At 49.6% G+C, this 23,544-nt stretch carries 18 protein-coding genes and 2 riboswitches; of the genes, 15 read left to right on the plus strand and 3 right to left on the minus strand.

Features of this window, described 5'->3' with window-relative positions; genetic code table 11:
* Nucleotides 1–49: 49 nt before the first annotated feature.
* The 10 genes from glgA (at nucleotide 50) to LAJLEIBI_RS07730 (ending at nucleotide 14,090) form a co-directional block, all read left to right on the plus strand.
* Nucleotides 50–1,492, plus strand: coding sequence for a glycogen synthase GlgA (gene glgA, locus LAJLEIBI_RS07685; protein WP_006444103.1), 1,443 nt, complete (start codon nucleotides 50–52; stop codon nucleotides 1,490–1,492).
* 36 nt (nucleotides 1,493–1,528) lie between these two features.
* Nucleotides 1,529–2,398, plus strand: a complete 870-nt coding sequence (gene metF, locus LAJLEIBI_RS07690; protein ID WP_006444104.1) for a methylenetetrahydrofolate reductase [NAD(P)H] — start codon at nucleotides 1,529–1,531, stop codon at nucleotides 2,396–2,398.
* A gap of 20 nt (nucleotides 2,399–2,418) precedes the next feature.
* Nucleotides 2,419–3,060, plus strand: coding sequence for a hypothetical protein (locus LAJLEIBI_RS07695; protein WP_006444105.1), 642 nt, complete (start codon nucleotides 2,419–2,421; stop codon nucleotides 3,058–3,060).
* A 27-nt stretch (nucleotides 3,061–3,087) separates the two neighbouring features.
* Entirely contained in the window at nucleotides 3,088–5,472 is a 2,385-nt protein-coding gene (locus LAJLEIBI_RS07700; RefSeq protein WP_006444106.1) for a homocysteine S-methyltransferase family protein, read from the plus strand.
* A 154-nt stretch (nucleotides 5,473–5,626) separates the two neighbouring features.
* Complete coding sequence (locus tag LAJLEIBI_RS07705; protein ID WP_138263635.1) at nucleotides 5,627–7,138, plus strand: 4Fe-4S dicluster domain-containing protein; 1,512 nt, start codon at nucleotides 5,627–5,629, stop codon at nucleotides 7,136–7,138.
* Between the two features lie 190 nt (nucleotides 7,139–7,328).
* Nucleotides 7,329–9,968: an alanine--tRNA ligase gene (alaS, locus tag LAJLEIBI_RS07710; protein ID WP_006444109.1), complete on the plus strand. Its 2,640-nt coding sequence runs from the start codon at nucleotides 7,329–7,331 to the stop codon at nucleotides 9,966–9,968.
* A 96-nt stretch (nucleotides 9,969–10,064) separates the two neighbouring features.
* Nucleotides 10,065–10,177, plus strand: a riboswitch (glycine riboswitch).
* A gap of 3 nt (nucleotides 10,178–10,180) precedes the next feature.
* Nucleotides 10,181–10,240: riboswitch (glycine riboswitch) on the plus strand.
* A gap of 136 nt (nucleotides 10,241–10,376) precedes the next feature.
* Complete coding sequence (locus LAJLEIBI_RS07715; RefSeq protein ID WP_040435215.1) at nucleotides 10,377–11,741, plus strand: APC family permease; 1,365 nt, start codon at nucleotides 10,377–10,379, stop codon at nucleotides 11,739–11,741.
* A 97-nt stretch (nucleotides 11,742–11,838) separates the two neighbouring features.
* Nucleotides 11,839–12,015, plus strand: coding sequence for a 30S ribosomal protein S21 (rpsU, locus tag LAJLEIBI_RS07720; RefSeq protein WP_004054229.1), 177 nt, complete (start codon nucleotides 11,839–11,841; stop codon nucleotides 12,013–12,015).
* A 98-nt stretch (nucleotides 12,016–12,113) separates the two neighbouring features.
* Nucleotides 12,114–12,707, plus strand: a complete 594-nt coding sequence (locus tag LAJLEIBI_RS07725) for a putative ABC transporter permease (RefSeq protein ID WP_006444112.1) — start codon at nucleotides 12,114–12,116, stop codon at nucleotides 12,705–12,707.
* Between the two features lie 147 nt (nucleotides 12,708–12,854).
* Nucleotides 12,855–14,090 (plus strand): aspartate aminotransferase family protein, encoded by a 1,236-nt coding sequence (locus LAJLEIBI_RS07730; RefSeq protein ID WP_040435699.1) that lies wholly within the window; start codon nucleotides 12,855–12,857, stop codon nucleotides 14,088–14,090.
* Between the two features lie 145 nt (nucleotides 14,091–14,235).
* On the opposite strand, the gene LAJLEIBI_RS07735 is transcribed toward LAJLEIBI_RS07730, so the two are convergent.
* On the minus strand, nucleotides 14,236–14,817 hold the full coding sequence (locus LAJLEIBI_RS07735) for a Maf family protein (protein WP_006444114.1): 582 nt from the start codon (nucleotides 14,815–14,817) through the stop codon (nucleotides 14,236–14,238).
* A gap of 472 nt (nucleotides 14,818–15,289) precedes the next feature.
* On the opposite strand from LAJLEIBI_RS07735, the gene LAJLEIBI_RS07740 reads away from it, so the two are divergent.
* Nucleotides 15,290–15,826 carry a prolyl-tRNA synthetase associated domain-containing protein gene (locus LAJLEIBI_RS07740; RefSeq protein WP_006444117.1) on the plus strand — a complete coding sequence of 179 codons (537 nt, stop codon included), beginning with the start codon at nucleotides 15,290–15,292 and terminating at the stop codon, nucleotides 15,824–15,826.
* Nucleotides 15,827–15,874: 48 nt separating this feature from the next.
* Nucleotides 15,875–17,581, plus strand: a complete 1,707-nt coding sequence (locus LAJLEIBI_RS07745) for an ABC-ATPase domain-containing protein (protein WP_006444118.1) — start codon at nucleotides 15,875–15,877, stop codon at nucleotides 17,579–17,581.
* Between the two features lie 68 nt (nucleotides 17,582–17,649).
* On the opposite strand, the gene LAJLEIBI_RS07750 is transcribed toward LAJLEIBI_RS07745, so the two are convergent.
* Nucleotides 17,650–18,921: a D-alanyl-D-alanine carboxypeptidase family protein gene (locus LAJLEIBI_RS07750; protein ID WP_006444119.1), complete on the minus strand. Its 1,272-nt coding sequence runs from the start codon at nucleotides 18,919–18,921 to the stop codon at nucleotides 17,650–17,652.
* Nucleotides 18,922–19,076: 155 nt separating this feature from the next.
* Nucleotides 19,077–20,864 (minus strand): aminopeptidase P family protein, encoded by a 1,788-nt coding sequence (locus LAJLEIBI_RS07755; RefSeq protein ID WP_006444120.1) that lies wholly within the window; start codon nucleotides 20,862–20,864, stop codon nucleotides 19,077–19,079.
* Nucleotides 20,865–20,973: 109 nt separating this feature from the next.
* Here LAJLEIBI_RS07755 and LAJLEIBI_RS07760 point away from each other — a divergent pair, with 109 nt between their 5' ends.
* From LAJLEIBI_RS07760 to LAJLEIBI_RS07770, 3 genes are all read left to right on the plus strand, one after another.
* Entirely contained in the window at nucleotides 20,974–21,774 is an 801-nt protein-coding gene (locus LAJLEIBI_RS07760) for an HAD-IIA family hydrolase (protein ID WP_006444121.1), read from the plus strand.
* A 3-nt stretch (nucleotides 21,775–21,777) separates the two neighbouring features.
* A complete protein-coding gene (locus tag LAJLEIBI_RS07765; RefSeq protein WP_006444122.1) occupies nucleotides 21,778–22,647 on the plus strand; it encodes a metallophosphoesterase in 870 nt (289 codons plus the stop codon).
* Between the two features lie 135 nt (nucleotides 22,648–22,782).
* Complete coding sequence (locus tag LAJLEIBI_RS07770; RefSeq protein ID WP_006444123.1) at nucleotides 22,783–23,526, plus strand: segregation and condensation protein A; 744 nt, start codon at nucleotides 22,783–22,785, stop codon at nucleotides 23,524–23,526.
* Nucleotides 23,527–23,544 lie beyond the last annotated feature (18 nt).

Here is a 23,544-nt window from a genome sequence, read left to right on the forward strand (position 1 = left end):
ATAAAATACGGTATAATAATACATATCGTGAGGTTGGGAGGAAAATCTGATGGAAAAAATATTATTTGTGGCTTCTGAGTCAGTGCCTTTTATAAAGACCGGGGGACTGGCCGATGTAGTCGGTTCTTTACCAAAATATTTTGATAAAGAAAAGTATGACGTACGAGTGATGTTACCGAAGTATATGTGCATGAAGGATGAATGGAAAGAAAAACTGACGTACTGTACCCACTTCTATATGGATTTGAACTGGAGAACACAATACGTCGGTATACTGGAATTAGAATACGATGGAATTACGTTCTATTTTATAGATAATGAATACTATTTTAATGGATTTGCGCCATATGGGGATATGTATTCGGATATTGAGAAGTTTGCATTTTTTTCAAAAGCAGTGCTCAGCGCTCTGCCTCTGATCGATTTCAGACCTGACATTTTACACTGCCACGACTGGCAGAGCGGTCTCGTCCCGGTATATCTCGATAACTTCCGCTATGGCAATGAGTTCTACAGGGGCATAAAGACGATCATGACCATACATAACCTGAAATTCCAGGGTACATGGGATACGAAGAGAGTAATGGATATTACCGGCCTGCCGAGATATTATTTCGCGCCGGATAAGCTGGAAGCATATAAGGATGCCAACTATCTGAAAGGCGGCATCGTATATGCCGACCGGATCACGACGGTGAGCAGTTCTTATGCGGAAGAGATCAAGACGCCGTTTTACGGAGAGAAGCTTGACGGGCTTATGAACGCCAGGGCAAACAGCTTATCCGGAATTGTGAACGGGATCGATTATGAAGATTATGATCCGGCGGACGACCCGCACATTGAGAAGAATTACACAGTGGACAATTTCCGCAAGGAGAAAGTAAAGAACAAGACCGCGCTTCAAAAAGAGCTCGGACTCGAAGCAGACCATCGGGTGATGATGATAGGTGTCGTATCGAGGCTGACCGATCAGAAGGGATTTGACCTTATCTCCTATGTCATGGACGAGTTGTGCCAGGACGCGGTACAGCTTGTAGTGCTCGGCACAGGGGAAGAACAGTATGAAAATATGTTCCGGCATTATGCGTGGAAGTATTCGGATAAGGTGTCGGCCAACATTTTCTATTCTGAGCCGATGTCACATAAGGTATACGCGTCCTGTGACGCATTCCTCATGCCGTCGCTGTTTGAGCCGTGCGGATTGAGCCAGCTTATGAGCCTGCGGTACGGGACTGTCCCGATCGTGAGAGAAACAGGCGGCCTCAAAGATACGGTCGAGCCGTATAATGAGTTTGAAAAGACGGGAACCGGGTTCAGCTTCATGAATTACAACGCACATGAGATGCTTGGAACCGTCCGTTATGCAGAGCGCATCTACTACGATAAAAAGAGAGACTGGAACAAGATCGTGGAAAGAGGCATGCAGAAGGATTTCTCATGGAAGAATTCGGCGAAGCAGTATGAAGAATTATACGAAAGCATACTCTGTTAACAGCAGAAAGAATTGATTACATCAAGAGGAGAACAGATGAAGATAAAAGATATACTGAGAGATGAGGAACCACACATTTCATTTGAGGTGTTTCCTCCGAAAACGGATGCGGGATATGAAAGTGTGCTGTCTGCGACAGAAAAAATAGCAGCATTAAAACCGTCATTTATAAGTGTAACCTATGGTGCAGGCGGCGGCACGAGCAAAAATACAGTCAATATCGCATCACATATACAGAACGATCTGGGCGTTGTGAGCCTGGCGCATCTGACCTGTGCTTCATCCACGAAGGAAGAGGTACATCAGGTGATCGAAAAGCTCAAGGAAAAGGGAATTGAAAACGTACTGGGACTTCGGGGCGATATACCCGATGATGTACAGTTCCCTGTGTCAAACCAGTATAAATATGCATTTGAACTTATTCGGGATATAAAATCTCAGGGCGACTTCTGTGTCGGAGCGGCCTGTTATCCCGAAGGACATGTGGAGACGGAACATAAGAAAGACGATATTGAGAATTTAAAAAACAAGGTGGAGTGCGGGGTCGATTTTCTCACAACACAGATGTTTTTTGACAACAATATTCTGTACAACTTTCTATACCGTATCCGCGAGAAGGGAATCACTGTTCCGGTGCTTCCGGGCATTATGCCGGTGACGAATTCCAAGCAGATGAAGAGAATATGCTCTCTGTCCGGAACGGCGCTGCCGGAGAGATTCCGCGCTATCGTGGACCGCTTTGGAGATGATCCGAAGGCCATGCAGCAGGCTGGAATCGCATATGCAACCGATCAGATCATAGACCTGATCGCCAACGGAATAAACAACATACATATTTATTCAATGAACAAGCCTGAGGTTGCAGGGGCGATCATGAAGAATCTGTCGGACATAGTAAAAGTATAAGCTTAGCATAAGGGGAAGACATGGATACAAGGACGAAGGAGGCAGTTCGTTACTTGGGTTATGGGAAACATGCGGTAGATGATTCTACACTTGCGCTGATCGGGGAAGCATTTGAAGAGCTGGACCGATTGGCAGCCAGGCGGATCGTCTACCGTATTTTTGATCTGACCGTAAAAGAACCGGACTGCATAGAGATTGGAAAGTTATGCATCAGAAGCAGAAGCCTCGGCAGAAATATGAAAGGCTGCGAAAAGGCCGTCCTGCTCGGGGCTACGCTCGGTATTGAGATAGATATGTATATGCGAAAACTGAGCATTACAAATATGGCCAAGGCAGTTGTCGTACAGTCGTGTGCGGCAGCTCTGCTGGAAGAATACCTGGACGGCTGTCAGCTTGCCATCGAGCAGGAGGCGGGCGGGCAGGGACTGTATCTGAGGCCCCGGTTCAGTCCCGGATACGGAGACTTTTCCATTGAGCATCAGGAGGAAATTGTCAGGATGCTGGATACAGCCAAGACGATCGGTCTGTCGGTGACTGGAAGCAGCATGCTGACGCCGTCAAAGTCTGTGACGGCCGTGATGGGACTGAGCAGGACAAAGGAACCGTGTCACAGAAAAGGCTGTGAGGAGTGCGGGATGACGGACTGTCCGTACCGAAGATGAAAAAGACAAGGGCAAAGGAGAAAGTGAATGATATCGCAGAGACTTGGTAGAGAATTATTATTTTTTGACGGCGGAATGGGCACACTGCTTCAGTCGAAGGGACTGAAGCCGGGAGAATTGCCTGAGACGTGGAATCTGACCCACCGGGAAGAAATTATTGATATCCACCGGCAGTACGTTGAGGCAGGCAGTGACATTGTGCTGACAAATACGTTTGGCGCCAATGCGCTGAAATTCCATGATACAGAGTATGATCTCGAGGAAATTGTAACTTCTGCGGTCGGAAATGTGAGGGAAGCGGCCAGGACCGGTGTGAACGACGGACGCAGGGTGTACACGGCGCTCGATATCGGTCCTACGGGAAAGCTGCTGAAGCCGATGGGAGATCTGGGGTTTGAGGAGGCGTACGAGGCGTTTAAGGAGGTTGTGCGGTACGGGGAGGCAGCCGGCGCAGATCTCGTTCATATTGAGACGATGAGCGACACGTATGAGGTGAAGGCTGCAGTGCTGGCGGTGAAGGAAAACACGGACCTCCCGGTATTTGCCACCATGATCTTTGATGAGAGAGGGAAGCTTCTGACGGGCGCAGATGTGCTCTCCGTCGTAGCCCTGCTGGAGGGGCTTAGAGTGGACGCGCTCGGGATCAACTGCGGGATGGGTCCTGAGCAGATGATGTCTATATTGGATGAGATCATGAGATACACGTCCATACCGGTCGTCGTAAAGCCGAATGCCGGTCTTCCGAAGCAGCGGGAGGGAGAAGTGTATTATGACGTGGACCCGGAGCATTTTGCAGAGGCAATGTGCAGGATCGTGAAAAAGGGAGCGTGTGTGATCGGCGGCTGCTGCGGCACAACGCCCGCACATATCAAGGCAATGACCGAGCGGTGCGCGGGGCTTGTGCCTGCTGTGCCGACGAGTAAGAAAGAGACCGTTGTTTCCTCCTACGGGCAGGGAGTCGTCCTCGGGGACAGGCCGGTGATCATAGGCGAACGGATCAATCCGACAGGAAAAAGTAAATTTAAGCAGGCGCTGAAAGAACATGATCTTGATTATATTCTGAGAGAAGGAATCACCCAGCAGGAGAAGGGCGCGCATATACTGGATGTGAATGTCGGCCTTCCGGACATAGACGAAGTGTCCATGATGAGGGAAGTCGTCTGTGAGCTGCAGAGTGTCACGAGCCTTCCGCTTCAGATCGATACGGTAGACATAGAGGCGATGGAAGCGGCCATGCGCATATACAACGGTAAACCGATGGTCAATTCCGTCAACGGAAAAAAGGAATCCATGGATGCTGTATTTCCTCTGATCCAAAAATACGGCGGCGTAGTCATCGGACTTACGATCGATGAAAATGGCATTCCGGATTCCGCAGACGGGAGAGTGAAGGTCGCCGGAAACATCATCGAGGAAGCTGCAAAATATGGCATCGACAGAAAGGATATTGTCATTGATGTGCTTGCGATGACGATCAGTTCCGAGCCGGAAGGGGCGAAGGTAACGCTTGAGGCGCTCCGCAAAGTAAGGGAATGCTACGGCGTGCGCACGGTGCTCGGTGTCTCCAATATCTCCTTTGGCCTCCCGTTCCGTCCGGCGGTCAATGCAAACTTTTACACGATGGCTATGCAGAGCGGGCTGAGCGCAGGGATCATCAATCCATCCTCGGAGGACATGATGCGGTCTTATTATTCCTTCTGCGCACTCATGAACTTCGACCATAACTGTGAGCAGTATATTGCACAGTACGGCAGCCAGACGTCTGCGCCTGTGCAGATGTCGGAGATGACGCTTAAAAGCGCGATAGAAAAGGGCCTGAAAGAGGAGTCGTACCAGGCGGCTCTCCGGCTTGTGAAAGAGAAGGCTCCGCTTGAGATCATCAATGAGTATCTCATTCCTGCGCTTGACGTGGTCGGGAAAGGATTTGAGAAAGGTACTGTTTTTCTCCCGCAGCTGCTCATGAGCGCGGATGCGGCAAAGCTTGCATTTGCCGTGCTGAAAGAGGAACTTGCCAGAAGCGGGGAGAGCGCGCAGAAAAAAGAAAAGGTCATCCTGGCGACTGTCAAAGGGGATATTCACGATATCGGGAAGAACATTGTAAAAGTGCTGCTGGAAAACTACAGCTTTGATGTCATTGATCTTGGGAAGGACGTGCCGCCGGAGGAAATTGTCCTCAGGGCTGTCTCGGAGGATGTGCGCCTCGTCGGACTAAGCGCGCTCATGACGACGACGGTGGTCAGCATGGAGCGTACGATAAAGCTCCTTCGCAGGGATAAGCCGGACTGCAAAGTCATGGTGGGCGGAGCGGTGCTGAACGAAGAATATGCGGAAATGATCGGCGCAGATTTTTACGGGAAGGACGCGATGCAGTCTGTTTATTACGCGCAGAAGATCTTGCAGACAGCGGAGTAAGATGAGTACCGGCGCTGCCGTAGTCTAAGCGGGGAATAAATTGCGCTTCATGTTTTTGATTTAGTACAAGTGCGGTTGTTGACAGAAATTTAACGATTCAGTATAGTGGTGGAAGAAGTAAATTAGTGGAAAATATTCAGGAGGAAACTGCTTTATGATGAGAGGACTGGATACGACGGTCAGGAAGCTGAGAAGAAGAGTATTCGAGGAAGTTGCCAGACTTGGTTTTAAGGCGAATGCAGAGACGCTGAACGATGATATGGAGGCTATTCCTTATAAGATGGTAAATGAAGATACCGCGAAGTACAGGGAGAGTGTGTACCGGGCCCGGGCGGTCGTGCGGGAAAGGCTGAGACTGGCCATGGGGCTGTCTCTTCGGCCGGAGAATAAGCCGGTGCATCTGACCGCCGGCGTGGAATCCAGTAATATTTCCGACAAATATTATGAGCCGCCTCTCATGCAGGTGATACCTTCTGCCTGTGAAGCGTGTGAAGAGCGGGGATATGAGGTCAGCAACATGTGTAAGGGCTGCCTGGCTCATCCGTGTATGGAAGTCTGTCCGAAGGACGCTGTTTCCATGGTAAAGGGCCGTTCTTACATTGACCAGGAGAAGTGTATCAAATGCGGTAAGTGTAAGTCTGTCTGCCCCTATGACGCTATTTCAAGGAAAGAACGCCCGTGCCAGAAGGCGTGCGGCGTGGGAGCGATAGAATCGGACAACTGCGGGCGCGCGCGCATCAACAATGAAAAGTGTGTATCATGCGGAATGTGTATGGTGAGCTGTCCGTTCGGCGCCATATCGGACAAGTCGCAGATATTCCAGCTGGCCCGCGCGCTTACAGAGGGGGATGAGATCGTAGCTGAGATCGCGCCGGCCTTTGCCGGCCAGTTCGGGGACAATATCACGCCGAGAAATCTAAAGGCCGCGCTTCAGGAACTGGGATTTTCAGAGGTGTACGAGGTGGCTCTGGGCGCCGACATCGGGGCGGTGGCGGAGGCACATCATTATGTCAATAAAGTGACAACAGGAGAGCTTCCTTTCCTTCTTACTTCCTGCTGTCCGTCCTGGGCCATGCTTGCCAAGAAGTATTTCCCGGATCTGATCGACCAGGTTTCACAGGAGCTGACGCCGATGGTGGCCACCGCCCGGACGATCAAACAGGAACACCCGGAGGCAAGGGTGGTATTTGTAGGTCCCTGCGCGGCGAAGAAGCTGGAGGCTATGCGCAGGACCGTCCGAAGCGATGTGGATTTCGTAATAACTTTTGAGGAGCTTCAGGCGATGTTTGACGCGAAAGAGATAGACCTGACCAAATATGAGGCGGAATCCTCCTTCCACAATGCGACCGGGGCCGGGCGCGGTTATGCGGTAGCCGGCGGTGTGGCGGAAGCCATCGAAAAATGTGTGAAGGAATACTATCCGGGCGTGGAAGTGAGTATTGAACACGCGGAAGGACTTGCAGAGTGCAAGAAGACGCTGGCGCTGGCAAAGGCAGGGAAGATGAACGGCTGTCTCATTGAAGGAATGGGCTGTCCGGGCGGCTGCGTGGCCGGGGCCGGAACGAACATCCAGGTTGTGAAAGCGCAGAAAAAGATAAAAGAGTTCGTGGCAGCATCCTCGAAACAGCTGCCGCCGAAAGAGTTAGAAGAAATAGAGCTGAAATAACAGCCAGGGACAGGGCAAAATGAGCTGGGGACGGGGGAAAATCGATTTTCCCCCGTCCCCAGCTCATTTTGCCCTGTCCCCGCCCGTTGACAAACAGCCGGGTTCTCTTTATAATTAAGACTTAAGTATCAAATAGTCCCGGACGCTTGCGGCTGACGGGGATTTTGGATATAGAAGCAGGAGGGCATATATGCAGAAATACGGAGTAAATGAATTGAGGAAAATGTTCCTGGAGTATTTTGAGAGTAAGGGACATCTGATTATGAAGAGTTTTTCACTCGTACCGCACAATGATAAGAGTCTGTTGCTGATCAACTCGGGAATGGCGCCGCTGAAGCCATATTTTACCGGCCAGGAGATTCCGCCGAAAAAGCGGGTCACTACGTGCCAGAAATGTATTCGTACAGGCGACATTGAAAATGTAGGAAAGACTGCCAGGCACGGGACGTTTTTCGAGATGCTCGGCAATTTCTCGTTTGGGGATTATTTTAAAAAGGAGTCCATCCGCTGGACGTGGGAGTTTTTGACAGATGTGGTCGGCCTTGAGCCGGACAGGCTCTATCCGTCTGTCTATCTGGATGACGATGAAGCCTGGGAGATCTGGAACAAGGATATAGGGATCGCACCGGAGCGGATCTTCCGTTTTGGAAAAGAGGACAATTTCTGGGAGCATGGTTCAGGACCGTGCGGGCCTTGCTCGGAAGTATATTATGACCGAGGGCCAAAATACGGCTGCGGCAGTCCGGATTGTACGGTGGGCTGTGAATGCGACCGGTATATGGAGATCTGGAACAATGTATTTACCCAATTTGACAATGACGGCAATAATAATTATACGGAGCTTGAACAGAAAAATATAGATACCGGCATGGGTCTGGAACGTCTGGCCTGTGTTGTACAGGGCGTGGATTCCATGTTTGATATTGATACGATCAAAGCGCTCAGAGACCATGTCTGCCACATTACAAAGACAGAATATGGACAGGATGATGAGACAGATGTATCCCTGCGCGTTATCACAGACCATATCCGCTCTGTGACCTTTATGATCTCGGACGGAATTATGCCGTCCAATGAAGGAAGGGGCTATGTACTGCGCCGTCTGCTGCGCCGCGCGTGCCGTCATGGAAGGCTGCTCGGCGTGGAAGGAGAATTCCTCGTAGAGCTGGCCCGTACTGTTATTGAAGGCTCCAGAGACGGATATCCCGAACTGGAAGAAAAGAAAGATTTTATATTTAAAGTCATAGCAAAGGAAGAGGAACAGTTTAACAAAACGATAGATCAGGGACTGTCTATTCTTGCTGAGATGGAAGCAGAGATGGAGAAGAACGGGGAAAAAACACTGTCGGGCGATCATGCGTTCAAGCTCTATGACACGTACGGATTTCCGCTGGACCTCACAAAAGAAATTCTTGAGGAGAAGGGCCTGTCTGTCGATGAAGAAGGCTTCAGGGCGTCTATGGAAGTTCAGCGCCGGACGGCGAGAGAAGCAAGAGAGGTGACGAACTATATGGGCGCGGACGCTACGGTGTATGAGTCCATCGCTCCGGAGGTAACGTCAGAGTTTGTCGGCTACGATAATCTGAGCTTTGAATCTTCTGTGACAGTTCTCACGACAGAGACGGAGATCACAGATGCATTGTCAGATGGAGACAGGGGGACGGTATTTGTAGAGAAGACACCGCTTTATGCCACGAGCGGCGGCCAGGAGGCTGATAAAGGGTATATACGTACGGCGGACGGAGAATTCCGTGTGGAGGATGTTGTAAAGCTTTTAGGCGGCAAGATCGGTCATGTCGGCTATGTGACAAAAGGTATGATCAAGACAGGAGATACGGTTACACTTGAGGTCGATGAGGAGAACAGGGCGCTGTCCGCGAGAAACCACAGCGCGACACATCTGCTTCATAAAGCGCTGCGGACTGTCCTTGGAACACATGTAGAGCAGGCCGGTTCTTCTGTAAATGCAGAGAGGCTCCGCTTTGATTTCACTCATTTCTCCGCGTTGACGAAGGAGGAACTGAAGAAGGTCGAAGAGATCGTCAATGCGCAGATCATGGCTGCTCTGCCGGTCAAGGTAGAAAATCTGCCGATCGAGGAAGCAAGAAAGACAGGAGCGGCTGCGCTGTTTGGGGAAAAATATGGCGATATCGTACGTGTTGTCAGCATGGGAGATTTTTCTGTAGAGTTCTGCGGCGGTACGCATGTGGAAAATACCGGTGTCATCACGGCGTTTAAGATCATTTCCGAGACGGGCGTCGCAGCCGGTGTGCGCCGGATCGAAGCGCTGACATCCAAGGGGCTGCTGGACTATTACGACGAGCTTGAGAAGCGGCTTGCGGAGGCGGCAAAGCTTGTAAAAGCCTCACCGGATAAGCTTGCGGAAAAAATCACACATCTTCTGGCAGAGAACAAGACACTGCACAGTGAGGTGGAAAGCCTTAAGAGCAAGCTCGCTCAAGATGCAATGGGCGATGTGATGGATCAGGTCACAGAAGTGAAAGGCGTGAAACTCCTTGCCACGGAAGTGGAGGGAGTGGATATGAACGGACTGCGCGACCTCGGCGACCAGTTGAAGGATAAGCTGGGCGAAGGAGTGATCGTCATTGCATCCGCTGCCGGAGGGAAGGTAAATCTGATGGCAACTGCCACGAAGGGCGCCATAGAAAAAGGAGCCCACGCCGGAAACCTTATCAAAGCGATCGCAGGCCTTGTCGGCGGCGGAGGCGGAGGACGCCCGAACATGGCGCAGGCCGGAGGTAAAAATCCGGACGGAATCAGCAGCGCGATCGCCAAAGCGGGAGAAGTTCTTGAGGAACAGTTATCATAGGGCATAAACTTCTTTGTCATAAGATTAACGTCATAAAAATAACTATGGTTGACAAATTTACCGGGCACACATATACTAAGTAAAGAATAAAGCCAGGTGAAGCGGCGAGGAAGATTTCTGCCTGATATACGGCAGAAAACCGATGAAGCAATTGGGAAGGCTCCTAATCTTTCCAAGAAACTTTCAGGTGCAGGTACCCGCCGTGGATGGGACTCTGGAAAGAGCCTTTAAAGGCCACCGTAGAAGTAAAGCTTTCAGGTAAAAATACAGAGGGTATAGGATACGCTATCAGTACGCCTATACCCTCTTTTGTATTGTCTGAATAGTGTGAGAATCTTCATAGGGGTCAGACCCCTGTGGGCAAAGGGGTCTGACCCCTATGAAAATTTCGGCGAAGGAGAATGTATTATGGAACAAAAACGGGAATTGAAGAAAAATTTAGGTGTGGCGACTGCCATGGCTCTGGTCGTGGGCTGTGTGATCGGGTCCGGCGTGTTTTTTAAGCCGCAGGCTATTTATACGGCAACGGGAGGGGCTCCCGGGCTTGGAATGATCGCCTGGGTCATCACAGGTCTCGCAAGTATTGCCGCGGCTCTTACTTTTGCGGAAGTAGCGATCATGATACCGAAGACAGGGGGAATGGTTGCTTACCTGGAAGAAATCTATAATCCGGTAGTTGGCTTTCTGGCGGGATGGGTACAGACGATCCTGTTTTACCCTGCTATGATCTCGGCGCTTGCGGTTGTGTGCGCGCAGCAGGCAGGTCTTTTTATCGGGGAAGGCTTTACTGTGCCGCTTGCGATCGGCATCATAATTTTGATCATATTTTTAAATAACCTCGGCTCGAAGGTCGGGGGGAGCATCCAGGTTGTATTTACCATATGTAAACTGATCCCGCTCATTCTTCTGATGATTTTTGGATTTGTAAAAGGCAGCGGCGCAAACCCCATCTTCAGCCCTATGGTTGGTGACGGACTGAGTCCGGCGGTGGTGCTCGGGCAGCTCATGGTCGCCATATTATTTGCCTTTGAAGGGTGGACCGGGGTCGGCGCGATCGCGGGAGAGATGAAAAATCCAAGCAGAGACCTTCCGATCGCGATCGTCGGCGGTGTGTCTGTGATCATGGGCGTATACTTTATCATCAATATCGCTTATCTGTGGGTGCTTCCGGCAAGTGAACTGGCGACGCTCACGGCTCCGGCATCCGCGGTGGCTCTGAAGGTGTTCGGTGACATCGGCGGGAAGATCATCTCGGTCGGCATCATGATATCCGTGTTCGGAGCCTGCAACGGCTTTGTGCTGTCCGGCTCGAGAGTGGCCTATTCTCTGGCAGCGGAAGGCAATTTCCCGTACAGCCGTAATCTTGCGAAGCTGAACAATGCACAGGTTCCAACAAATTCGATCATCCTCGTCGGCGGGATCGGCTGTATCTATGCCATCAGCGGGCAGTTTAACCTGCTCACAGACCTGGCCGTATTCTCAAGCTGGACCTTCTATACGCTGACCTTTATCGGTGTGATGAAGTTAAGGAAAGACCGCCCGGACGCAGTGAGAACATATAAGGTGCCGCTGTACCCGGTCGTGCCCATCATTGCTGTCGTCAGCGGAGTGTATGTGATCATTAACCAGCTGTTCATGTCGGGGCTCCAGTCAACGGTGCTCTCAGTGGGAAGTATTGTCATTATGTTAATAGGCCTTCCGGTGTATTCTGTAGTTATGAAAAACAAAGAAAAGAAAAAAACTGCAGCAAATGCCGAAAAAATATTGACGTAGTAGAAATATGTGCTATAATCTTATGTAGTGCAATAAATATACCCGAACAGTCGTATGGTGCACAATATAGGACTGGAGGGAGGTTAGGTGTGAGTCTATGTCAAATGTAATCGTAAAAGAAAACGAGACGTTAGATAGCGCTTTACGCAGATTCAAAAGAAACTGCGCCAAAGCGGGCATTCAGCAGGAAATTCGTAAAAGAGAACATTACGAAAAGCCAAGCGTAAGACGTAAGAAAAAGTCTGAAGCTGCTAGAAAACGTAAGTATAACTAATATGTGCAGATAAATAGAGTGTTGGGGTACAACACTCTATTTTTACGTTAATGAAACCTTTCGGCAGAAGTACCTAAGGAAGAGCAGAGGTGATAAACATGTGGTGGAATAAAGTGATATTTGGCTGGAGCGCGTATCATGTCGTGCTGTGGTTCCTTGTTTACAGTATACTCGGATGGTTTGTGGAATCTGTCTACATGTCATTGTGCAACCGGAAAATAACAAACCGGGGGTTTGCGCGGTGTCCGGTATGTCCCATTTACGGCGTTGGAGCGCTGACTGTATTTTTTATGCTGCAGCCGTACAGTGAACATCCCGTGAAGCTGTTTTTTATGGGAATGCTGCTTGCCACGTCTATCGAATTTATCACAGCCGGAATCATGAACAAGATATTCGGTGAGATATGGTGGGATTACCGCCGGAAACCATTTAATTATAAAGGGATCATATGTCTGGAGAGCTCTATTGCCTGGGGGTTCTACACGCTGGCGTTGTTTGCTTTCCTCCAGAATATGATAGTTGACATCGTGGGTGTCATACCTGTTATGATAGGAAGGATCGGCGGAAGCATTTTGATCATTGTTTATGCGGTGGATTTCTTCATTACTTTATACAGGGAGAAAAAGGAAGATATTCCGGAACGTCTATGGCAGGTAAAGGACAGACTGCTGGACAAGCTGTCGAAGGAATGATATACATAGGAAACAACAATTGACGGATCAATGGAAAAGGTCTATACTGAAAATGTCACAGACGAGGACGTCGTATTTTATATACGGTGTCCTTTTTTTATTTCAGAAAACTGTATATACGGCGCAGAAGAAAGTGAGGAGATTAGTATGAGACTGAGAGAAACCGGGCTTACGGCCGAAGAATTGAAGGCAATGACAGATAAGTATATGGTAGAGACTTATCCAAGGTATGATTTTGTCGCTGAGCGGGCGGAAGGAATGTACCTCTATGATGAGAAAGGAAATGCCTATCTTGACTTTTACGGAGGAGTCGCTGTAAACAGTGTGGGAAACAGAAATCACAGGGTGATAGAAGCAGTCAAAGAACAGGCGGATGATATCGTGCATACGTTTAACTATCCGTATACGGTTCCGCAGGCGCTGCTTGCAAAGAAAATTTGTGACACAGTAGGGATGGACAAAATATTTTATCAGAATTCAGGAGCAGAAGCGAATGAATGCATGATCAAGATGGCGAGAAAATATGGAACAGACAAATACGGAAAGAATCGTTATCATATTATAACGGCAAAGAATGGATTCCATGGAAGAACCTATGGCGCTATGTCGGCTACAGGGCAGCCGGACAGTGCCGTCCAGGAAGGTTTTATGCCTGTGGTTCCGGGATTTTCATACGCAGAATTCAACAACCTGGAAGATTTTGCATCCAAGGTGACCGCAGATACGATAGCTGTCATGATCGAGCCTGTGCAGGGAGAAGGAGGTGTATATCCGGCTACAAGAGAGTTCATGGAAGGACTGAGAAAACTTTGTGATGACAAGGAGATGCTTCTTCTGCTGGATGAAGTGCAGACTGGATGGGGAAGAACGGGCGCCGCAATGGCGTATATGGGATATGGAGTCATGCCGGATGCCGTTTCGATGGCAAAGGCCATGGGCGGCGGCGTGCCGATCGGAGCCTGTTGTGCAAGAACGGAAGTTGCCGAAGCCTTAAGCGCCGGGAGTCATGGTTCTACTTACGGCGGAAATGCACTTGCATGTGCAGCGGCGCTTGCTTCTGTATCAGAGATTCTGGACAACAACTTAAGTGAAAATGCCAGGACAGTAGGAAAATATCTCAGAAAAAAGCTCGCAGAACTTCCCCATGTTAAAGAAGTCAGAGGGCGCGGCCTGCTTGTGGGCTGCGAATATGATATTCCGATCGCGGCAGACGTGAAATGGAATGCCCTGAAAAGAAGGGTGCTCATAACAGCTATCGGGGACAGTGTGAACCGGATGACTCCGCCGCTGACGGCTGAAAAGAAGCATGTAGACAGACTTGTGGCAGCCATGAGAGAAGCTATAGAAGAAGCGGCAGAAGAACAGATAGTCAAAGCAGGCTGATCCGTATATTGTTTACATTAAGCCCTACGGTCACGGAGGCCATGATAGTGCCTTTCACAGCCATAATAAATTTCAGGATGACAAAGACAATTCCTCCCACAAGTGAAATCTTCAGGGTATTTTTTCGTATTTTACTCTGTGAAAATCAGTGTCCATGGAACGCACTCCTGTCTAATTCGTGATATAGACGTGCGATGGGCAGCCCGACGACATTGTTATAGTCGCCCTTAATGCATTTTACATGAATGGCAAAGGGTCCCTGAATACCATAGGCTCCCGCCTTGTCAAAAGGATCTCCTGTAGCGATATAGTCCTGCATATCATGGCGGGAAATAGGATAAAACGTTACATCCGTCACTTCATAAAAAGTGTGGACCGCCGGTGTCCGGGCGCTTCCTGTAACAAGTGAGACGCCGGTATATACCTGATGTGTGCGGTCGGACAGAAGGGAGAGCATATCAAGCGCCTCCCCGCGTCCGGAAGGTTTTCCGAGTATCTCGTCCTTGTATACAACGATCGTGTCGGCGCCGATGACAGTACATGTATCTTCTGACAGTGTCCGGCATACATGAAGCGCCTTCTGGCGGGCCAGATTCATTACGATCTCGGGCGGAGTGCCGCCGGAGATCGTCTCTTCTATATCAGCCGGGATAATATCAAAGGCAAAGCCGGCCTGGGCCAATAATTCCTTTCTGCGCGGTGACGCAGAAGCCAGTATATATTTCATAAGAATTCCTCCTTTTTACAACTGTTATAAATGACCCGTTACCGGGCCGCTATGTTCATTATGATAATAAGATACCACATTTGTGCCGGCTGGAACATATAAGAATGAAAAACTCTATTATTTACCGCGCCGGAAAGCGTCCTGCTGGAATTACGGCAAAGGCTGTTTGATGAATTGGTCTGTTTCTAAGCAGAATCAGACAGAGAAGAATTTAACGAAATTCCCTTTATAAATGCGGACGGTTATCACAGCAAAACGATCGCGGAATTTTCGCAACAGCTGGATCCGGATGCCCTTTTCCCATTATTGGATCATGCATATTGAAGCGTGTCTGCGCATCGAAAATAAAATAGACGGAAGGAAAGCGTAAATCTCGGGGATACATACGGCTTTATTTTTTTCTAGTTTTGCTCTATAATGAAATACGTGAAAATATATTGAATGAAAATAAGAGTAATGGAGGAATGAAGATATGTACATCAGTGAGATTACGACTACTGCACCCACCGATGAGAGGATGCCGCTGGAACGGAAAATGTATGAGACACTCGATAAATTGAAAATACCGTATGAGCGTGTGGATAATGATCCTGCGGCTTCGATGGAGGAATGCGCGGCTGTCGACAAGGCGATCGGAACGGAGATCCGTAAAAATGTATTTCTCTGCAATCAGAAGAAGACGACATTTTTCCTTCTGGTCATGCCTGCGGACAAGGCCTTTGACACAGCTTCTTTCAGTAAGAAACTGGGCGTGTCCCACATGTCGTTCGCTCCGCCGGAGAAGATGCTGGAGCACCTTGGCACTACTCCTGGTTCTGCAAGCGTGGCAGGACTTCTGAACGATGAGGATGACTATGTACAGGTGATCGTGGATAAGGAAGTGGCGGAGAGTGAGTGGTTTGGGTGCAACCCCGGAATTAATACGAGCCATCTGAAGTTTAAGACAAAGGATCTGCTCACGAAGTTTCTGCCTCATGTGCATCACAGGGCAAGGATCGTTGAGCTCTGAAACAGGTGTCGGACGTATTTATTATAATAGAGTAAGGGGCAGGGACATATGAAATCAGAAACAGAGTTAAAACAGTTGTTATACAGCATTGACCATAAGGGGTATCCGGCATATAAGGGTACGAGAGGCAGTTACCGGTTCGGCAGTTATGAATTGTCCATTGACCATGTTCAGGGCGATCCATTTGCCGCCCTGTCGAAGCTGAGTGTGAAAGTGGCGGGCCGCACCGCGGGATTTCCCGGCCGGCTGTATGATACAAAATATAAGCGCATTGCGCTTCAGGACTACGTGACGAGACAGTTTGCCGCCCAGGCCGGCCGTTATACGTTTCAGGCGAAAGGCTCAGGTAAGAGCGGCATTATTTCGGTGACCCGCTGCGGACAGGAGGTGCTGGAGCGGACATCCTGTACGATCGAGGAGCGAACGGGTGACGTGACAGTGCGGTTTGAAGTCGGATTTCCCGCAAACGGACGTACGATCAATGCAAGAGAGCTGATCAAGATACTATATGATTATCTGCCTGCGTGTGTGGAAAAATCCATGATGTACAAGGAGCTGAACGCCGGCAAAGTAGAGAAAGTCATGGAACTGAGTGTGGACAGGGAATTTATACGGGAGGAATTAAAGCGGCTTGACCTTGCGGCCTTCGTAGCCAACGGTTCGATTCTTCCGAGAGAGTCCGGAGTTTCCCAGAGACCGATGAAGGACGCGGTTGCATTTGTGTCGCCGGGATCAATGGAAGTCACGCTTGAACTGCCTTATAAAGGAACACTCACCGGCATGGGAGTGAAAAAGGGGATCACACTTATCGTTGGCGGCGGATATCACGGTAAGTCAACGCTGCTCAAAGCGCTGGAAGCCGGGGTATATCCGCACATTTCCGGGGACGGAAGGGAATATGTCGTTACGGACAGCACCGCAGTCAAATTAAGGGCAGAAGACGGGAGAAGCATCAAACATACGGATATCTCCATGTTCATCAATGACCTGCCGAACGGGAAAGATACAAACGCATTTTACACCGAGGATGCCAGCGGCAGTACATCGCAGGCTGCCAATGTGGTAGAGAGTCTTGAGGCGGGGGCGAAAGTATTTCTCATAGATGAGGATACAAGCGCCACGAACTTTATGGTCCGGGATGAACTGATGCAGCAGGTCATCCACCGCGATATGGAGCCGATCACGCCATTTATAGAGCGGGTCGGTGACTTGTATAAGACGTACGGTATCTCCACCATTATCGTGGCCGGCAGCTCCGGGGCTTATTTCCAGGTGGCGGACGAGATCATACAGATGGACCGTTACGTGCCGAAGGAAATTACCGAAGCGGCAAAAGCGGCCGCAAGAGAATATCCAAGCCTGGAACTGCCGGGCGATAAGCCGGAAATGCCGGAATTCAAGAGATTCGTAAGGAGCAATCCGGACCTGAAGCAGAAGGGGCGCATCAAGATAAAGACGCTCGGAAAAGACGGGGTACAGCTGAACCACGATACGATCGATCTGCGGTATGTGGAACAGCTGGCGGATGCAGAGCAGCTTACCTGTCTTGGCCATATCGTAAAATATATGGAAGAACATATGATGGACGGCAGGACAACGATGCAGCAGCTCATAGAAAAGCTGGCGGCTCAAATGGACAGCTCTGGGTTTAAAGTGATCTGTGAAGAGTCCTATCTTCCGGGAAATCTTGCAATGCCGAGAAAACAGGAGATCTACGCATGCCTGAACCGTTACAGACGGTTGGGGACACGTTAAAATGAATTGGGGACGGGGGTTTTTTAAAAAACCCCCGTCCCCAATTCATTTTAACGTGTCCCCGGTGCCTAGAGCAGCAGGTCGTTCAGGGCGTCTTTCAACGCGCTCTGGTAACTTACTTCATCTACGGTTTCTCCAGCCACGATATCTTTGCTGCCGATTTCTTTTCCGGCCAGATAATATTTCATCTCACCGATTTTGGTTCCTTTTTTTATCGGAGCTTTTAGTTTCTTTTTCATAACCTTTTTCTTTTCTATGCTGTTCAGATCCGCCCCGGTAGTATCTATGTACGCAAATGGCTCTGTCTGCTCAGCCTTGACTGTTTTTTTTACGCCCCGCGACAGTGAGACGGGCTTGATGGAGGCGATTTTGTCCTCCTCGTATTTGTTGCACTTTCCAAAGCCATAGTTCAGCAGCGTGGTGGCGTCGCTGAACCGTGCCTTATGGTCCGGGGCAGCCATGATGACCGCGATCAGTTCCATGCCGTTTTTCTCAGCGGTGGCGGAGACGCAGTATTTGGCTTTGTCTGTGGAGCCGGTTTTCAGGCCGGTCGCATATTCGTACTGTCGTACGAGCTTGTTTGTATTGGTCAGTCCGAATTCGGTAGTTCCTTTATTGGTGGTATGTGTTATGTTTTCCATCCATATCATGGAATAGTCCCGGATCTGCGGGTATGTAGTGATCAATTCGCGGGACATTAAAGCGATGTCCCTGGCTGTCGTGAGGTGTCCGTCTGTATCAAGACCATTGCAGTTCACAAAATGTGTATTGGTCATGCCGAGTCCTTTGGCCCGTTCATTCATGTTCTTGACAAATTCTTCCTCATTTCCACATATGTATTCTGCCATGGCAACGCAGGCATCATTTGCCGAGGCCACTGCGATACATTTTATCATCGTGTCGACGGTCTGTGTCTCGCCGGGTTCCAGGAAGACCTGAGAACCGCCCATAGAGGCGGCAAACTCGGACGTCGATACAGAATCGTCCAATTTGATTTTACCGTCCTTTAAAGCGTCGAATATGAGCAGCAGCGTCATGATCTTCGTCACGCTGGCCGGCGGCCGCTGCTCGTCGGCATCCTTTTCATAGATCACCTGCCCGGTGGACGCCTCCATAAGGACAGCCGACGGTGCGGAGACCGTAAGACCGGAAGCGGCATCCTGGCCGGATTCGGAATCCGAACCGGCGTCTGTGCCGTCATCAGCGCCGGCCTCGTTGTTTTTCTCCTGCTCCTGGCCCGTGTCCTCTTCGTAGAGGAGGGTATTGTCCGGCGGTGCGGCAAGAGCGACAGACTGGGTACATAAAAATACGCATATTAGTAGAGCAAAGAATCGCTTCATTGGCAACTCTCCATATAGATTCTATTATTACCAGTGTAGTGGAAAGAGTGAAAAAATATGACCGGGGACAGGGTAAAAATAAAAAGGGACACGCTGAAATGAGTTGGGGACGGAGGTTTTTTAAAAAACCTCCGTCCCCAACTGCCTTAAAAAAATTAAATTGCTCTTGTGTATCGTCTGAGCCATTCTTTTTCGTCTTCGCTCAGATGAGGGGAGACGATGTCGTATACTTTCGCATGGTATGCATTCAGCTGATCCTTATCTGCCTGGGACAGCAGTTCCGGCTTGACGGCGTCCAGATCTATCGGCACATAGGTGATCGGTTCAAAATAGAGGAACTGTCCATATTCCGTACAGTCACCTTTTCTTACGACCATCTCGTTTTCTGTTCGGATGCCGTGGGAACCTTCAATGTAAAGTCCCGGTTCATTCGTTATGACCATGCCGGGCTCCAGCGGATGTTTTTCCTTTTCGCGGATCGCGCAGCGGAAGCCGGTAGGCGCCTCGTGGATATTCATCAAGTATCCTACGCCGTGGCCGGTACCGTGATTGAAGTTCTGGCCGCGCTCCCAGAGCGGCTGTCTCGCGAGCACATCCAGATTATAACCCGTAGTCCCGTAGAGGAACACTGCGGCGGCAAGATGGAGATTGCATTTGAGAACAGCAGTGAAATCTTCCTTCATATTTTCCGGAACATCACCAAGGGCAAAGGTTCTGGTGATATCGGTGGAACCTTCATAGTATCCTCCGCCGGTATCGGTCAGGAAGAGAGAACCTTCCTTCAGAGGGACATTTGTCTCGGGAGTGGAGGTATAGTGCACGATCGCCCCGTGTTCGCCGAATCCGCAGATCGGTTCAAAGCTCTGCCAGAGATAACCTTCCTGTTCCCTGCGGAATTCCTCCAGTTTGTCGGCAGCGCTGAGTTCGGTGATCTCTGTCTCACCGACATTTTGTTTCAGCCAGTACATGAACTTTGTGACAGCTACACCGTCCTTAACATGCGCATTGACGATATTTTTAAGCTCCGTGTCATTTTTCATGGCCTTCATGACGATCGTCGGATTGTCCTGTTCAATTATCTTTGCGCCTTTCGGGATATTATTATACAGCGCATAGTTCAATCTGGAAGGATCCACGAGTATGGCATCGGTGTCCTTAAAATTTTTTACATCTTCATACACCGCATTGTAAGGATGCAGGGAAATATGATCCGCCGCAAGCTTTGCTTTCATGTCCCCAGTCAGCTTCTTCTCGTCGATGTAAAGCTTCATTTCATCCATTGTGATGACAGCATAGGAGAGCAGAAGCGGGAAAAATTCGATATCATTGCCGCGCAGATTTGTCGTCCAGCAGACGTCATCCAGCGCCGCGATAACGTGGATATCCGCGCCTGCGGCTTTCATGGCCCCGCGGATACGCGCTAGCTTTTCGGCTGTAGATTCGCCCGTATATGTTTCCCCAAGAGCAAAGGCAGGCTCCTCTGAAAGCGGCGGACGGTCAGTCCATATCTTGTCGATCAGGTCCTCGGAATAATCGATCGTTCCGTTTTTTGGGGCAACGGCCGCTTCAAGAGCCTGTCCTTCCCCCATCGCAACGACACGTCCGTCAAATCCCAACGTTCCGTTTTCCGGAAGCATATCTGTGATAAATTCTTCAACAGAAGGTACGCCCGGTTCCCCCATTTTGAACAGCTTGACGCCGCTTCCCTCAAGCTGCCTGGCAGCCTGGATAAAGTACCTCCCGTCTGTCCACAGGCCGGCCTCGTCCTGTGTGATCACGGCGGTTCCGGCAGAACCGGTAAATCCGGTGATAAATGCTCTTGCTTTGAAATGTTCCCCAACATATTCACTCTGATGATTGTCGTCTGTCGGCACCATATAGATGTCGAAGCCCTTTTCTGCCATCAAAGCACGCAGAGCGGTGAGTCTTTCTGGTATATTCATCTTAAAAACCTCCCTTTTTAGAAATGATCTCTAATAAGAGATTCTAACATATTTGTTTGCAAAAACAAAGGAATAATTATATAATTATCACGATAAAAAGGAGCAGAATATGTTAAAAGAGAAAAAGTATTTTTTATTTGATATTGACGGCACTCTCGCTGTGGATGACGTGCTGTTTGACGGAAGCCGGGAGCTTATCGCTCATATCGCGTCGATCGGAGGCCGTTCCTTCTACATTACGAACAATTCTACGAAAAGCAGAAAAGACTATATGGAAAAATTTAAGCGGTGGGGCATCCAGACGGACGAAGACCAGTTTATCACGGCGTCCTATGCCGCCTGCCGGTATCTGAAAGAGCAGTATCACGGCAGGAAGCTCTTTGTCATGGGAACGCCTTCCTTTGTGGAAGAAGTAAAAAGCTGCGGATTTGAAGTGACGGAGCAGGCTGAAAAAGATGTTGCGTGCGTGGTGGTCGGGTTTGACAGAACGCTTTGTTACGACAAGGTGGAGGCAGCCTGTGAACTGCTGTTCCGGCCGGAGGTAGATTATATTGGCACAAATCCGGATTACAGATGTCCGACGTCCTTTGGGTTTGTCCCGGACTGCGGCGGCATATGCGAAATGCTGAATGTGACCGTGGACCGGACTCCGCGTTATGCAGGCAAACCAGATAAAGGGATCGTGACGATGTGTATGGAACAGGTGGGGGCAAAGCCTGAGGAAGTGCTTGTTGTGGGAGACCGTCTGTATACGGATATCGCATGCGGCATCCGGGCAGGTGTGGAGACCGCCCTCGTATTCACGGGAGAAGCGAAGGAGAAAGACCTTGCCCAAACCGAATTTCGGCCGGATCATGTGTACAGAGATATCAGGCAGCTATATGAAGACTTCCGCGGACAAGGAGAATGATAAGTGACGGCCATTATAATAACAGGAATCATAATCGTGCTCTGTATCCTGGTGGAGATCCGGCGGGAGATGCGCACATTTCAAATGACGAGGTACACCGTGCGCTCCCGCAGGCTTGCCGGCATGAAAGGAACGAAAAAGATCCTGTTCCTGAGCGATCTGCACAACCAGACATACGGAGCACAAAACAGCAGGCTTGTGAGCGCGGTGCTGCGTGAGGATCCGGACCTGATCCTCCTCGGGGGCGACATGCTCGTAGGGAAAAGAGGACATTCCTATGAGCCGGCGCTTCAGTTTATAAAACAGCTCGCACCGATATGCCCTGTCTTCTATGCAGATGGGAATCATGAACAGCGTGTAAAAAAGAGGCCGCAGGAATACGGTCTGGACATGGACCGCTATGTACAGGAACTTGGGGAAGCAGGGGTGCGGTTTCTCAGCAACGAATCTGCCTGCATGGAACTGGGCGGCATACCGGTCCGTATCTATGGCCTGGAAATACCGGAGCGCTGCTACGGACATTTCAAAAGAGCGTCCATGGAAGCGGAGGAAATAACTCAGAATATCGGCAGGCGCGGGCCGGACTGCTATAATATACTGCTCGCTCACAATCCGGGCTATGCCGACGTATACAGAGCGTGGGGGGCAGACCTTATACTGTCGGGGCACTATCACGGCGGAATCGTCAGGATCCCGGGTATCGGGGGACTTGTGGCGCCCGGCTTTTTCCTGTTTCCGAAGTATTCCGGGGGGAAATACGAGGAAGGGGACAGCACCATTGTCGTGAGCAGAGGGCTGGGCATGCATACACTGCCTGTCAGGCTTTTTAATCCGGCCGAAGTGGTGGTGCTTAAGCTGAAGGGACAGCAATAAGCGGTATTCCTGCAGATTTAAAATATGAGAAAGAAAACTTGTGCAAACAGCCGGGAACCTGTATAATAAATTAGTTATACTTATTGAATCATCGTTGTTCAATAAGGCACGGCAGAATGAAACAGAGGAGTAATTATGGGAATACCAGTGAAACTTCAGGTGTTTGAAGGGCCGTTGGACCTTCTTCTTCACTTGATCGACAAGAATAAAATTGACATATATGATATTCCGATCGTTGAGATAACAAACCAGTATATGGAATATATCCGGGCCATGGAGAAGGAAGACTTAAATGTGATGAGCGAGTTCCTCCTTATGGCGGCGACGCTGCTGGATATCAAGTGCAGGATGCTGCTTCCGAAGGAAGTGAACGAAGAAGGAGAAGAGGAAGACCCTCGTCAGGAACTGGTAGAACAGCTGCTGGAATATAAGATGTACAAGTATATGTCCTATGAGCTTAAAGACCGGCAGGTGGACGGGGAAATGGTGCTGTATAAGAATCCTACGATTCCGGAAGAAGTGCTGGAATACGTAGAGCCTGTGGATATGGATGCACTTCTCGGTGAACTGACACTTGTGAAGCTGAACCGTATCTTCAGGGACGTGATGCGCAGACAGGTCGACAAGATAGACCCGGTGCGCAGCACATTCGGAAAGATTGAAAAAGAAGAAGTCACTCTGCCTGAGAAGCTGGATCATGTGACAGAGTATGCCAGGATACATAAGAAATTCAGTTTTCGTGAACTTTTAGAGAAGCAATGTTCCAAGGTGCAGCTTATTGTGACATTTCTCGCTGTTCTGGAACTGATGAAAGTCGGCACGGTTTTCATTGAGCAGGAACAGCAGTTTGATGACATTATCATTACATCCATGTTATAGATGAGAGTGGGAAAGGTA

The organism is [Clostridium] hylemonae DSM 15053, assembly GCF_008281175.1.
Classification (GTDB): domain Bacteria; phylum Bacillota; class Clostridia; order Lachnospirales; family Lachnospiraceae; genus Extibacter; species Extibacter hylemonae.

Coding starts and splice junctions, on each gene's coding strand:
- glgA (WP_006444103.1), top strand. CDS start 50: ATGGAAAAAATATTATTTGTGGCTTCTGAGTCAGTGCCTTTTATAAAG.
- metF (WP_006444104.1), top strand. CDS start 1,529: ATGAAGATAAAAGATATACTGAGAGATGAGGAACCACACATTTCATTT.
- LAJLEIBI_RS07695 (WP_006444105.1), top strand. CDS start 2,419: ATGGATACAAGGACGAAGGAGGCAGTTCGTTACTTGGGTTATGGGAAA.
- LAJLEIBI_RS07700 (WP_006444106.1), top strand. CDS start 3,088: ATGATATCGCAGAGACTTGGTAGAGAATTATTATTTTTTGACGGCGGA.
- LAJLEIBI_RS07705 (WP_138263635.1), top strand. CDS start 5,627: ATGATGAGAGGACTGGATACGACGGTCAGGAAGCTGAGAAGAAGAGTA.
- alaS (WP_006444109.1), top strand. CDS start 7,329: ATGCAGAAATACGGAGTAAATGAATTGAGGAAAATGTTCCTGGAGTAT.
- LAJLEIBI_RS07715 (WP_040435215.1), top strand. CDS start 10,377: ATGGAACAAAAACGGGAATTGAAGAAAAATTTAGGTGTGGCGACTGCC.
- rpsU (WP_004054229.1), top strand. CDS start 11,839: ATGTCAAATGTAATCGTAAAAGAAAACGAGACGTTAGATAGCGCTTTA.
- LAJLEIBI_RS07725 (WP_006444112.1), top strand. CDS start 12,114: ATGTGGTGGAATAAAGTGATATTTGGCTGGAGCGCGTATCATGTCGTG.
- LAJLEIBI_RS07730 (WP_040435699.1), top strand. CDS start 12,855: ATGAGACTGAGAGAAACCGGGCTTACGGCCGAAGAATTGAAGGCAATG.
- LAJLEIBI_RS07735 (WP_006444114.1), bottom strand. CDS start 14,817: ATGAAATATATACTGGCTTCTGCGTCACCGCGCAGAAAGGAATTATTG.
- LAJLEIBI_RS07740 (WP_006444117.1), top strand. CDS start 15,290: ATGTACATCAGTGAGATTACGACTACTGCACCCACCGATGAGAGGATG.
- LAJLEIBI_RS07745 (WP_006444118.1), top strand. CDS start 15,875: ATGAAATCAGAAACAGAGTTAAAACAGTTGTTATACAGCATTGACCAT.
- LAJLEIBI_RS07750 (WP_006444119.1), bottom strand. CDS start 18,921: ATGAAGCGATTCTTTGCTCTACTAATATGCGTATTTTTATGTACCCAG.
- LAJLEIBI_RS07755 (WP_006444120.1), bottom strand. CDS start 20,864: ATGAATATACCAGAAAGACTCACCGCTCTGCGTGCTTTGATGGCAGAA.
- LAJLEIBI_RS07760 (WP_006444121.1), top strand. CDS start 20,974: ATGTTAAAAGAGAAAAAGTATTTTTTATTTGATATTGACGGCACTCTC.
- LAJLEIBI_RS07770 (WP_006444123.1), top strand. CDS start 22,783: ATGGGAATACCAGTGAAACTTCAGGTGTTTGAAGGGCCGTTGGACCTT.